Consider the following 12,127-nt stretch of genomic DNA (forward strand, 5'->3'; position numbering starts at 1 on the left):
ATCAGGCGGTATGCGGGGCGCGCTCGCCCTTGGTGTAGACCTGATTGAAAAAATAGTTGCTCATGTTCATCGTTCCCGACTTTTGATAGGTAAACAGTTGGCCGAGGTCGATGGTCTTCTCAAAGTTGTCCTTGTTCAGAACGAAGCCGCCCGTGCCCAGGTATTCCCGGTCTTCCTTCACAAAATCGAACGAGCTTTTAGCGTATTCGTTGGCGGCATCTTTCAACGCGCCGGACTGGTTCATGTAGTCGGAAAGACGGGCGAGGTCCTCGGCGCTGATCGAGCCGGAGGGGGATGTGGCCTTGAGTTGGCCTTGTGGATCGACGGTAAAGCCGAAGTCTTTTTCCTCAAGTGCCGGGTCGATGTTTTTCAGATCGTCCAGAAACTGCATGTACGTAGTCTTGAGGTTTTCATGGGCTGCCATCAAGCGGTCACGGGCGGCCGGAAAGTCTTTGGTGGGCTCGGTGCGGCCGATGTAGGTTTCGACAGCGACCAGGGGAGGGCCTGGCTCGGCGGGCTGGGACGGTGATGGATTACTCGGGTGATAGATGACGCCTGGGGTCAGCTGCGTGCCCGTCGGGTTTTTCATGTCGATCGCGCCGGAGTCGATCATCTCCTTTATTTTTTCGCCACCTGCTTTACCGGCCGCGATCTGCTCGGGGGTGAGTGTGATGGGCGTGGTGTTGATCAGTGACGGCATTCCCTTGATTTCCATGTTCTCTCCCTGAGTTTTTTGTGTCGGAATAAGGGCAACGGCCTTTAACTGGATATCTTGAGGTTGGCGGAATAATCGATATGTTTCTGTTTGTTGCGTGGTCATTTTGTAGGAGGCCGGCATCGGCCATTCGTCGGGCTTGGGCTGATCTGAACCACAAGTCCAGTAATGACCGGCTAGTCTCCTAATCCTTGGAGGTCGATATTTTTCAGGCAAAAAGGGCTTGCCGGTATCGACCCTGTTTTGAAAGGGGCGAAGAGATGGCTGATCCGTATATCGAAGACGACGGGGCTGAGTTTCCAATCAACAATTGTGTGCAGTGTGGCCAGACTGAGTATGTGGCTGGCTTTGGCGAGGATCAGGTCAAGACTGGCAAGATCAAATCGGCGGCACCGAGAGCAACGAGGTCGAAATTTCTGCCCAAAGTGGCAGCGCCTTCGCGGAAGTAAACCGTCAGCAGAGCAGACCCCGCCATTGAGCGGGGTTTTTCATTTTTGGCGTGTGAATTTTTGGGAAATCTCCTACGGGCACATCTGATTTTTCTTTCACAAAGTTTTCACACCGTCCTACGTAGTCTCAGCTCATCCGTTAGAAAGTAGTACTCCAGCCCGTTTCCCCAGCGGGCTTTTTTTTGCCTGCGATAAAACCTTTTCCATAAACGCTGTCCAACCGTCGCCCATAGCGAGGTTGAGTCGGATTGTGTCTGGACTTTGCCTTCACTAAAGCATTCAATCTCCGCCTTTTCGTTTCCCCCTTTTTTGAGGTTCTCGTCATGCGTTTAACACTGCCCGCTCTGGTTCTGGGGCTTTTGGTTGCTCAAGGTGCGATGGCTGCCGGTCAAGGTACTGCCGCGCTCGGTGGCGGTCTGGGTGGCGCGCTGGGTAATGTGGTCGGCCAGAAAATGGGCGGCAGCACCGGCGCAGCGATTGGTGCTGGTGTAGCTGGCGCAGCAGGCAGTGCGATTGCCGCTCCGAAGGGCAGTCGTACCAAAGCGGCTATCGGCGGTGGCGTCGGCGCGGCTGGCGGTTCGGTGATCGGCAATAGCCTGGGCGGCAAGACCGGCGCAACCATCGGCGCCGGCCTCGGCGGTGCAGCGGGCGGTGCGGTAGGTACCAACCTGTCGAAAGGCCACAAGCGCCACTGATCCTGAGGGTCAGCTCAAGAAGCCCGGTTTATGCCGGGCTTTTTCGTTTCTGAACGTTTTTTTTCAGCGCGTCTCCAAACTCTTACAACCCTCTCGACTAGCAGAGTACTGTGGGAGCAGGTTGAGACACTTGCGCTCCTCCAATACGGAATTTGAGGTTCATATCATGCGTTTGACATTGTCCACGTTGGTTCTTGGTCTTTTGGTCGCTCAGGGCGCCATGGCGGCCGGCGATGGTACCGCAGCGGTTGGCGGTGGTCTTGGTGGTGCGCTGGGTAATGTGGTCGGCCAGCAAATGGGCGGCAGCACCGGCGCTGCGATCGGCGCGGGTGTGGGCGGCGCCGCAGGCAGCGCGGTCGGCGCGCGCAAGGGCAGCCGTACAGAAGCGGCCGTCGGTGGTGGTATCGGGGCGGCGGGCGGTTCGGTGGTCGGCCATAGTTTGGGCGGCTCCACCGGTTCGACCATTGGCGCAGGCCTGGGCGGTGCGGCGGGTGGTGCAGTCGGTAACAACCTGGGTAGCGACAGCGGCAGCTCCCATTCGGGTGGCGGCCACAAGCACAAGAATAAGCACAGAAACAAACATCACTAGTTTGACTGTCTAGCGACAGGACAAGCCCGGCCATGCGACGGGTTTTGTATCGGTGAGTCGGGGCTCTGGAACGCTTGGTAGTAAGACGCCTCGAACTTCATACACTCCCTGAAAACTGTGAGGCGTGCCATGACGCTTGAAACCGAAGACAAGGATAAGGACGAGGACGAGGACGAGGACTCCAGCGGTGTGCCGTATTTGAACGATCCTGGTAATGAAGACCCAGGGTCGCTGATGGACGATGCGACCGTGCCACTCAACGACTCTGATGATGCAGGGGATGTGGGAAACACCGAGTATGAAGAGGAAGACGCAGACGAAGACTGACCGATCGTCCCTCGGATCGAACGCCTGCATAACACCATCCTCGAAATAGCAGGGCCTACATTTCAGGCCCTTCGAGAGGTGCTTATGAACGCTGACCCGAAAGTCGCTGACGTCGACGAAACGCCTGAATACCCGCTGCCTTCACCCACTGATTCTCTGAGCCGTGATCAGCGTCCGCCTGATGATGAGGATGACGCTGGGGTGGAGCAGGTTCCGAATGATGATGTGACGCGAGGGGATGTGGAGGCGAGTCCGGATGATCCGGATATTGCGGGGGAGGATGGGTCGGGGGAGCCGAGTTGAGGAATGTAGGGGGCGAGTCACTCGACCCCTAGCACCCCATGCAAGTGCGCTGGTTAATCGACCCACCGTCTGTACGGTTAAATAAATCCGTCCCCTTTAATCATATAAAGCCCATCTGTTCCTGGAGATATTTCTTCAATTTTTCCTATTGAAATATATTCTTCGAACTCGGATTTTAGTAATTTTTTGTCAGTATATTTTTCGTATTTGAGCGGTAGCTCACACGCATACATATACAAGCGCCAAACGTCGAAACCATCAATCCTTCCGTTTGGACCATAGTCAAAATCTATACATGCTTCTGGGAGATAAATGGCGCAGCCTACTCCATGTAATTCATAAGTTATGTTGTCAATGATCGTTCCGCATCGTTCTATTTGGTTCGTGCGCCATAGCCTCAAAATGCACCGCGTGCCAAATTTATCCTCAAGTAATCCAGTAGCTTTATCTACTTTAGAAAGAAAGTCGACGATAAGCTGTTCTAAAGGGACGTTTCTGTAACTCATCTTCTTCGATGCTCCAGTCTGTCGTGGCCAACGTTATTCGCAGACTCCAAAACTTCTTCGATGCTGTTGAGGGTTCCTTTGTGTCCCTTGATGTCTTTCACCAGTTTTATTATCACGCTAGTCGATGTTTGTCTTGCGGCTGAGGCGCGATGATGTCCGTCAAGTATATAAAATTTTTCGTCATGTTCGGTTACGTCAATAGGGAACTTGGCGTCAAAACCATCGCTACGCATATCATTTGAAAAACTCTCTACTTTTTTTGTAGAACCTTTGCCTGAAATCGCATGCGTTCTATTCAAGGTCCTTGCATCCACGCCACTAATCACATCAGGCAGCTGTGGCTCCCCCTCATCAACCCCAACCCTCCCAGCCGGATCCTCCTCCCCAATCCCCGGCCTTTTACACCAGTCTCCACCCGGACAATCATTCAACCCCAACGGATCAACCCACCCCGTCGGATTCACGCCATACCGATATCCGTTCAACCCTCCAGCCAACTTCACCGGATCCGGCGTCAGATACCGCCCGACGTCCGGGTTGTAATACCGATGCCGGTTGTAGTGCAGTCCCGTTTCCGCATCGAAATACTGTCCCTGAAACCGCAACGGCTGATCCAGCACCTGATGGGTATCGCGGTTCAAGCGGGTCAGTCGGCCGTAGGCGCTGTATTGCGCCGCCCAGACAATCTCACCGCTGTAGTCGGTCAGTTCCTGTGGTGTGCCGAGGTGGTCGAGTTGGTAGTAGAACGGGCAGGCCTGGCGCGGGCCTTTGCCGTCGAGCATGGCCAGCGGGCGGAAGGTGCCGGGTTCGTAGAGGTAGCTGCGGTAGTGTTCGCGGCTGCTTTCGGCGACAACCTGGTCGCCTTGCCAGAAGAACTCGGTGGTTTTGCCGTCGATGGTTTTGGCAATGCGGCGACCGAAGGCGTCGTAGCGATAGTTCGCACAACTTCCATTCGGTAACGTGACGCCAATCAACCGGTGCTGGCAGTCATAGCGGTATTCGGTGACGAGTTTTTGCGCGGTGCCACGCCGTTCGCGAATCAGGTTGCCGAAGGCGTCGTAGTCGTAATGGCGGTCGCCCTGCATCAGCAGACGATTACCCAGAACCTTCGCCGCGCCGGGACGATCCTGCATCAGCAAGTTGCCCGCCGGATCGTGGCCGAAGTTTTCCGGCAGGTGATCCCGGGAATGGCGAACGCGGATCAGCCGGTCGAGCGGATCGTACTGGTAGCTGCGTTGGCCGTGGCGGGTGTCGGCAATGTGGTCGAGATTGCCGTTGGCGCTGTAGGCATAATCGCGGCGATACAACGGTTGTCGCTGCTGACTGACAGAATGGGCTTTCAGGCGCCCTTGGTCGTCGTACTGGTAATCGCTGAGCAACAGGCCCTGTTGGCGGTGTAGTTCGCGGCCGGCGGAAAACGAGTGCGAGGTCAGCCGCGCGCCATTAAGGTCGATGGCCGTCAGCGCGCCGCCCTTGGCGTGGTGGTAATCGAGTTTGCTGTTGTCCGGCAGATGAATGTGGTTGAGCTGGCCGCAGGCGTCATAGCCATAACGCAAGGTGCCCCAGCCTTGGTGCTCGGCGATCAGCCGGTCTTGTCGGTCGTACTCGAACTCCAGCGGATGATCATGACTGTCATCAACGCTGACGAGGCGGCCGAGGCTGTCATAGCGATATTCAACGGTCGTCCTATCGGGCAGCGCCTTGACCAGCAACCGCCCCGTCGAATCCCGTTGATAGCCGGTGATCAACCGGGAGCCGTCATCACCGAACTCGGTTTTTTCCAGCAGGTGCCCATTGAGGTCGTAGGCATACGCCGTGCGGCGACCATCGAATCCGGTTTCTTGTCGGATCAATCCATCGGGTGTGTAGTCCAGCTGATATTTTTCGCCGGATTCGTTTTCGATTTCCGTCAGCAACAGCTGCGCGTTGTCGTAGCGATACTTCAGTTGAGTGCCGTCGGGGTTGATGCGGCGACTGACCAGGTGCAAATCGTCGGCATATTCGTAGCGGGTGATGCGACCGAGTTCGTCCTGTTCGGCGGTAATCTTTCCATAGGCGTTGTAGCTAAAGGCGCGAGTGGCGCCTGTAGGTAAAGTTGTCTGAATCAGTCGCCCAACGGCGTCCCACTGGTAGCGGGTGACAGCGCCATGTTCGTCCTGACTAGTAGTCCGTCGGCCCAGCACGTCGTAGGAATAACGCCGCATGCCGCCATGCGGCAGCGTCTCTTCGAGCAGTTGCCCCAAACCATTCCAGACAAATACATGCCGACTGCTGTCCGGGTAGCGGATCGACAGCAACTGCCCTTGAGCGTTGTAGTGGTAATGGGTGATCTGCCCATCCGGGTCGACAGCTTCGGTGACATCGCCCTGAGCATTACGCTGATACGTCCACACCGCTTCGCCGCGACGCCGCGCATGCAGGAAGCCGTTGCGGTACTCGTAGGTCGTTGGCTCGCCTTCTGGCGGAATCAGCGCCACAAGACGTCCGACTTCGTCATAACGGTATTCAGTCACCGCGCCGAGCGGATCCTGCTCGGCGATCAAACGGCCGCTGTCGTCGTAGGCCTTGAGGTGCACACCGCCATTTGGCTCTACCCGGCGTATCAGTCGCGCCTTGTCGTCATGGACGTAAGCTTCTTCGCTGCCGTCGATGTTTTTTACTGCAACGCCACCCTGGTCATCCCAGATGTAACGTGTGTCCATCTGCGAAAACGATGCCCAATGCCCGACACATCGTGCAGCCTTGCCGGAACGTTCCCACTCCCAGAAGAAACTTGCTCCCCCGGCCAATTGTCGCTGCACGATCACGTGTTGATCGTTGTAGTCATACCGTTCGCTTTCGCCAGCGGCATTGGTTGCTTCGATCAGGCGATGGCGGGCGTCGTAGCGGTAGCAAACCAGTGTCTGTTCTGTGCGCCAGGCGTCGCCCAGCGTTTGCGCAGGATGAAACGTCTGGTACTCAACAGCGACAAGGTGCCGGCGCTCGTAACACAACAGCAGTGAACGTCCGGCTCCATTGTCGAGGCGTTGAATGCGGCCCTGGTGATCGCGAGTGATCAGTAGCCGGTTGCCGTAGGCATTGCTGAGCGACGTCAGTCGCCCGTTGTGAAAGTGGTAAAACCTGGCTGTCTCGCCAGCCTGGACGACGATCAGCTCTTGCGACTCATCCCCCCGGTAAATCGCCGCCCGTGACAGGCTGTTATGAATCGCCGGGCGCTCGATACTCGGTAGCGGAAACGTGGTGCGACGGTTTTCGTGGTCGATCCAGATAACGGAATCGCCATCGACTTCCAATCGATGGGCGAGAGAGTGACTCCAACCCCAGCCGAGCCCACAGTCGATTTCGGCAGCACTGGTGCGGTACAACCGGGTGAACTCGAAGGGCAGCAAGCCGTCGAGGGCTCCATCGGTGAGGGTCAGCAGTTCTTCGCCGGTGACCATCGACACCGGACAGCCGTTGGTGCAGGTCAATGGCCCGCAATCGGCGTTGTCGCCGTTGGGGTTTTTCGCCTGGTCCGGCGCGTCGTCGTGAGGTTCATGCCGGACCATTCGGGTTTGAACGTCGGTTTTACCGCGAGCGACGGCGGCCGGATTTTTCACCACCACAAGCGGTGACTCACCGTTGCGAATCTCCAACGGCACCGTCGGCGTTGGACTGATCGGTGCACGACGGGCATTCACCGCCAGCGGTTTGAATGCGACTGCATGGGCGGTCAGCCTGGAGTCGGCGGTCAAATCGCTCAGGCGTAATGTGGATTGCCGTGCCCGTGGGGATTTGATTTTGCCCAACACTTTGGCGCTTAACCCCAGCGTCACGCCCAGTGGTCCAGTCACCCGCATCAACACAAACGCGATCAGCAAGTCTGTACGAATTTCCGCCGCCACCTCGGCGACGAATTGTGGCGGCAGCATCCTCAGCCAACTGGTGAACGCGGCAAGGTGAATGAACAACAGTGGCTCGTCACTCAGTACCAGCAAGCCATTGGCGATGGCGTCGGCGGAGGCGTTGAGCAGTGCGTCCAGTTCGGCTTGGGTCAAGTAATCCAGCAGCTTCTCGCTGTTGGCTTGCAGATCCGCGAGCAGGGCATAGACCTGTTTCACGTCATCCCAAACGGCCTGCAACGAATTCCCGACACCCAGCCAGTCCGCCTCTCGCAGCAGACCGTAGCGCTCGATGAAACCGGCACTGGCGAACTCGGCCCACAGCGGTTCGAACTCACTGCTCCACTCGGCACGCAGCCAGCCGTCCAGCTCGTCGATCAAGCCTTGATAAGACGCATAGAGCACCTTGACGTGCTCGGTGGAAACATCGGGAAAGAAGGTGATGCGATATCGCTGGCCCCGACTGCAATCGGAAACTTCGAGAATGCCGCTGGGGCCAATGGCTTTGTGGACGGGGTCGCCGAACGTCAGTACACCGTTGTGATCCGAAATCACCGGTTCGAGCATTACCGGCGTGTTACCGATTGGCACGAAACGCGCCGCCTCGAACATATGCACGAGGTTCAATGGACCCTGGGCGGAGCATTGGGCAACCACGGAGCTGACAGGCGTAGTGGAATTCAGCGGTGCGCGGAGGTGGACGTCGTTACCGACCTTGAACACCTGCTCGACATCCAGCGCCCAGCCGGTCCAGAAGTTTTCCGCCCAGCGCTCGTAATCGTTAAGACAGAGGCGGAACTCACCGAGCAACGTTTCGACGTTCGGTTGCTCCGGGTTCATGGCGGCGACCACCATCAGGCCGATGGTGTTGTTCAGGGCCAGGAGTTGATTGGGGTCGAACATTCGCAGTCACTCGCGCACTTCAATTGAGGGATGCGAGACTTTGCGGGGGATCAGCGAGGAAAGAAGTCGGGAAAGGAGGCGTTTGCTGTAGGGATAATCGCTAAATCATGTGTGGAACGCAGGGGCAGGTTTTTTCATTCATCGGCTATTGCCCGTTGCCCTATGCCAGCGGCGCTCGTTATGCTGCTGAACCCTTTAATCGATCCGAGTATTGGCCGTACCTGAGCCGCCTGGGATGTCATTAAAAACGGATCAGATGCGATGAATGCACCACTGAAAGCGTTCGGCCCGATCAAGGCCGTGATTTTCGACATGGATGGCTTGCTGCTGGACACCGAGGGCATTTACACCGAAGTCACGTCCATGATTGCCGAGCGTTATGGCCGGACTTTCGACTGGAGCGTCAAACAGAACATCATCGGCCGTGGCGCGGGTGATCTGGCGCGTTATGTGGTCGAGGCGCTGGATTTGCCCATCACGGCAGAAGAGTTTCTGGTGATCCGTGAGCCACTGATGCGCGAACGTTTCCCCTTGGCGCTGGCGATGCCAGGTGCCGAGGAGCTGGTTCGGCACTTGAAGGCCAACAACATCCCGATTGCGGTAGGCACCAGCTCCTCCCGTCAATCGTTCGGCCAGAAAACCACCTTGCACCGCGACTGGTTTGCGCTGTTCGACTTCATCGTCACCGCCGATGACCCAGAAGTGGGAGCGGCCAAACCGGCGCCGGATATCTTCCTGACGGCTGCGCGGCGCCTGGGTGTCGCGCCTGAAGACTGCCTGGTATTCGAGGACTCGCCGTTTGGCGTCACGGCGGCTAAAGCGGCGGGGATGACCGCGATTGCGATACCGGATGCGGCCATGGCTGATGAAAAGTACGCACACGCTGATGGGATTCTTCGTACGTTGAAGGCGTTCACACCAAGTGAATGTGGTTTGCCAGCACTTGAATGGGCGTGATGTAGAAATGTGGGAGCGAGCCTGCTCGCGAAAGCGGACTAACAATCAACAATGTCGTTGAATGTTAACCCGTCTTCGCGAGCAGGCTCGCTCCCACATTAGATCTGCGTTGGCAGGCCTGTATCAGGCGCCGAAACCACCATCGATGGACAGGCTGGCACCGGTGATATAACCGGCTTCCGGGCTTACCAGGTAAGCGACGAAACTGGCGATTTCTTCTGCTTTGCCGTAACGACCTACAGCCATCAACGGGATCAGGCTCTCGGCGAAGTCACCGTCGGCCGGATTCATGTCGGTGTCGACCGGGCCCGGTTGCACGTTGTTGATGGTGATGCCGCGCGGACCGAGGTCGCGGGACAAGCCTTTGGTCAGGCCGACCAGCGCCGATTTGCTCATGGCGTACGGGCCGCCACCGGCGAAGGGCATGCGGTCGGCGTTGGTGCTGCCGATGTTGATGATGCGGCCGCCTTCGGTCATGTGTTTGGCCGCGGCCTGGGTGGCGATGAACACGCTGCGCACGTTGATGGCCAGGGTCTGGTCGAAATCTTCCAGTTTGAAATCTTCCAGTGGCGCGACGGCCAGCACGCCGGCATTGTTGACCAGAATGTCCAGGCGACCAAAGGCTTCAACGGTGGCGGTCACGGCGTTACGAATGGCTTCGGCGTCAGCGCTGTCAGCTTTAATGGCGAGTGCTTTGCCGCCGTTACCGGTGATGCTGTTTTGCAATTCTTCAGCCTTGGCGGTGGAGCTGACATAAGTGAAGGCAACCGCGGCGCCTTCAGCGGCCAGGCGTTTGACGATGGCTGCGCCGATACCGCGGGACCCGCCTTGAATCAAAGCCACTTTGCCGCTGAGGTTCTGAGTAGTCATATCGATCTCCAAAGTCCCGAGGCGAGATGTCTCGGTTGATGGAGCCTAGTATCGATTCCGGATTACATGCTGTGTAGAGGGTAATTGCGATAGTCTGTGTAAACCAAAAGTTTATAGTGGCGATCATGGAAACCTTCAGCAGTATCGAATGCTTCGTCCGTAGCGCCGAAGTTGGCAGCTTCGCCGAAGCTGCGCGGCGCTTGAGTCTGACACCGGCGGCGGTAGGCAAAAGCGTCGCCAAACTTGAAGCGAGACTGGGCGTGCGACTGTTTCAGCGCAGTACTCGTAGCCTGACGTTGACCGAAGCCGGTCAGTTGTTTTTGAGCGAAGTCAGCGCCAGCCTGCACACCATTCAAAACGCCGTGGCCAACCTCGCGAGTGCCGAAGGGCGCCCGGCGGGTACGCTGAAAGTCAGCATGGGCACGGTGTTTGGGCGCTTGTATGTCGTGCCGTTACTGGGGGAGTTTCTAAAGCGCTTTCCGGCAATTAACCCGGACTGGCATTTCGATAACCGTCAGGTCGATCTGATCGCGCAGGGTTTTGATGCGGCGATTGGCGGCGGATTTGAATTGCCTCAGGGCGTGGTGGCGCGCAAGTTGACGCCGGCCCATCGGGTGCTGGTGGCGTCAGCCGAGTATTTGGCGGGACGCGAGGCGATCGTCGAACCAGATGACCTCAAGCTGTGCGACGGGATTTTGATTCGTTCGCCGCAAACCGGTCGCGTGCGTTCCTGGCAGTTGACCAGTCGCACTCAGCAACACAGCCCGTTGGTGCTCAAGGCGCGGATGACCATGAGTGATTCGGAGGCGGCCTGTGCCACGGCGGCTCAGGGTTTGGGCATCGCACTGGTGAGCATGCCGTTTGCCGTGGGGTATCTGGAGGCGGGGACTTTGCAGCGGGTGTTGCCGGATTGGTATGTCGATGATGGCAATATTTCGATCTATTACGCGGAACACAAGTTGCTGCCGGGCAAGACTCGAGCGTTTGTGGATTTCATTATTGAGCAGTTTGCGGAGCGGGGGTTGGGGGAGCGGTTTAGTGCTTTGTGAGACAGGCTTGGATCCGAGGTGTGGCCTTCGCGAGCAAGCCCGCTCCCACAGGGGATTTGTGAACAACATAGATCCAATGTGGGAGCGGGCTTGCTCGCGAAGAACGATAACGCGGTCTACCGGCCAAACCGCCCCGGCCACCCAATAATCGTCTTCGGTCGCGGTGTCGCATAGGTCCGCACTTTCGACGTCGACAACCCCAGCCGCACCAACGATTCGGCAATGGTCACCGCCGCCGTCACCCCGTCCACTACCGGCACGCCGGTGCGCTGACGAATCTGCTCATCCAGCCCGGCCATGCCGCCGCAGCCCAGGCAAATCACCTCGGCCTTGTCTTCCAATACGGCTAATTCCGCCTGGCGAACAATCGCCTCCAACGCCCGCTGCGGATCGGATTCCAGCTCCAGCACCGCCAAACCACTGGCCCGCACGGACGCGCAACGATCCCACAGCCCCGACAACTTGAGCCGATCCTCGATCAGCGGCACGGTGCGATCCAGGGTGGTGACCACCGAGTAGGCGTGGCCGAGGAACATGGCGGTGCTGGCGCCGGCATCGGTGATATCCACCACCGGCACGTTGAGCAATTCCTGCAAGCCTTCGCGACCGTGCTCGCCATAACCGGCCTGGATCACTGCGTCGAAGGGTTGGTCGTAGGACATGACCCGGTCCATCACCGCGATGGCCGCCAGGTAGCTTTCGAAATTGCCTTCGATGGAATCGGCACCAAAATACGGCGTCAGGCCGACGATTTCAGTGCCGGGCGCGGCCACGGACTGGGCCTGGCGGGCGATGGCCTGGGTGATGGATTCGGTGGTGTTGACGTTGACCACGAGAATTCGCATGGGAAGTCCTTATAGCGGGGTGGTTCTGCGGCCCGACG

Annotated in this window: 12 protein-coding genes; 7 read left to right on the forward strand and 5 right to left on the reverse strand. The window is 57.8% G+C overall.

Annotation, left to right across the window (positions count from 1 at the left end; translation table 11 throughout):
• Position 1 precedes the first annotated feature (1 nt).
• Complete coding sequence (locus ACWIKB_RS12975) at positions 2 to 838, reverse strand: hypothetical protein (RefSeq protein ID WP_475267246.1); 837 nt, start codon at positions 836 to 838, stop codon at positions 2 to 4.
• Positions 839 to 975: 137 nt separating this feature from the next.
• Between ACWIKB_RS12975 and ACWIKB_RS12980 the strand changes: the two genes are divergently transcribed.
• From ACWIKB_RS12980 to ACWIKB_RS13000, 5 genes are all read left to right on the forward strand, one after another.
• Positions 976 to 1,164, forward strand: a complete 189-nt coding sequence (locus ACWIKB_RS12980; RefSeq protein ID WP_169370831.1) for a hypothetical protein — start codon at positions 976 to 978, stop codon at positions 1,162 to 1,164.
• A gap of 323 nt (positions 1,165 to 1,487) precedes the next feature.
• Positions 1,488 to 1,859, forward strand: a complete 372-nt coding sequence (locus tag ACWIKB_RS12985; RefSeq protein WP_475267247.1) for a bacteriocin — start codon at positions 1,488 to 1,490, stop codon at positions 1,857 to 1,859.
• Between the two features lie 166 nt (positions 1,860 to 2,025).
• Positions 2,026 to 2,448: a hypothetical protein gene (locus ACWIKB_RS12990; RefSeq protein WP_475267249.1), complete on the forward strand. Its 423-nt coding sequence runs from the start codon at positions 2,026 to 2,028 to the stop codon at positions 2,446 to 2,448.
• 129 nt (positions 2,449 to 2,577) lie between these two features.
• Complete coding sequence (locus tag ACWIKB_RS12995) at positions 2,578 to 2,775, forward strand: hypothetical protein (RefSeq protein WP_475267250.1); 198 nt, start codon at positions 2,578 to 2,580, stop codon at positions 2,773 to 2,775.
• An 84-nt stretch (positions 2,776 to 2,859) separates the two neighbouring features.
• Entirely contained in the window at positions 2,860 to 3,078 is a 219-nt protein-coding gene (locus tag ACWIKB_RS13000; RefSeq protein WP_475267251.1) for a hypothetical protein, read from the forward strand.
• 77 nt (positions 3,079 to 3,155) lie between these two features.
• On the opposite strand, the gene ACWIKB_RS13005 is transcribed toward ACWIKB_RS13000, so the two are convergent.
• Together ACWIKB_RS13005 and ACWIKB_RS13010 are read right to left on the reverse strand one after the other, a co-directional pair.
• Positions 3,156 to 3,584 carry a DUF6896 domain-containing protein gene (locus ACWIKB_RS13005; protein ID WP_475267253.1) on the reverse strand — a complete coding sequence of 143 codons (429 nt, stop codon included), beginning with the start codon at positions 3,582 to 3,584 and terminating at the stop codon, positions 3,156 to 3,158.
• Positions 3,581 to 8,368: an RHS repeat-associated core domain-containing protein gene (locus ACWIKB_RS13010; protein WP_475267255.1), complete on the reverse strand. Its 4,788-nt coding sequence runs from the start codon at positions 8,366 to 8,368 to the stop codon at positions 3,581 to 3,583. The genes ACWIKB_RS13005 and ACWIKB_RS13010 overlap by 4 nt, the downstream gene beginning before the upstream one ends.
• A gap of 261 nt (positions 8,369 to 8,629) precedes the next feature.
• Here ACWIKB_RS13010 and ACWIKB_RS13015 point away from each other — a divergent pair, with 261 nt between their 5' ends.
• The gene (locus ACWIKB_RS13015; protein WP_475267256.1) at positions 8,630 to 9,325 is read left to right on the forward strand and encodes an HAD-IA family hydrolase; all 696 of its coding nucleotides are present in this window, start codon (positions 8,630 to 8,632) and stop codon (positions 9,323 to 9,325) included.
• A 123-nt stretch (positions 9,326 to 9,448) separates the two neighbouring features.
• On the opposite strand, the gene ACWIKB_RS13020 is transcribed toward ACWIKB_RS13015, so the two are convergent.
• Positions 9,449 to 10,195, reverse strand: coding sequence for a 3-oxoacyl-ACP reductase family protein (locus ACWIKB_RS13020; RefSeq protein WP_475267258.1), 747 nt, complete (start codon positions 10,193 to 10,195; stop codon positions 9,449 to 9,451).
• Between the two features lie 125 nt (positions 10,196 to 10,320).
• Between ACWIKB_RS13020 and ACWIKB_RS13025 the strand changes: the two genes are divergently transcribed.
• On the forward strand, positions 10,321 to 11,244 hold the full coding sequence (locus tag ACWIKB_RS13025; protein ID WP_475267260.1) for a LysR family transcriptional regulator: 924 nt from the start codon (positions 10,321 to 10,323) through the stop codon (positions 11,242 to 11,244).
• 116 nt (positions 11,245 to 11,360) lie between these two features.
• Here ACWIKB_RS13025 and ACWIKB_RS13030 read toward each other — a convergent pair whose 3' ends face one another.
• Complete coding sequence (locus ACWIKB_RS13030) at positions 11,361 to 12,089, reverse strand: aspartate/glutamate racemase family protein (RefSeq protein WP_054053967.1); 729 nt, start codon at positions 12,087 to 12,089, stop codon at positions 11,361 to 11,363.
• Positions 12,090 to 12,127: the final 38 nt, after the last annotated feature.

The organism is Pseudomonas sp. 5Vm1k, from assembly GCF_056161485.1.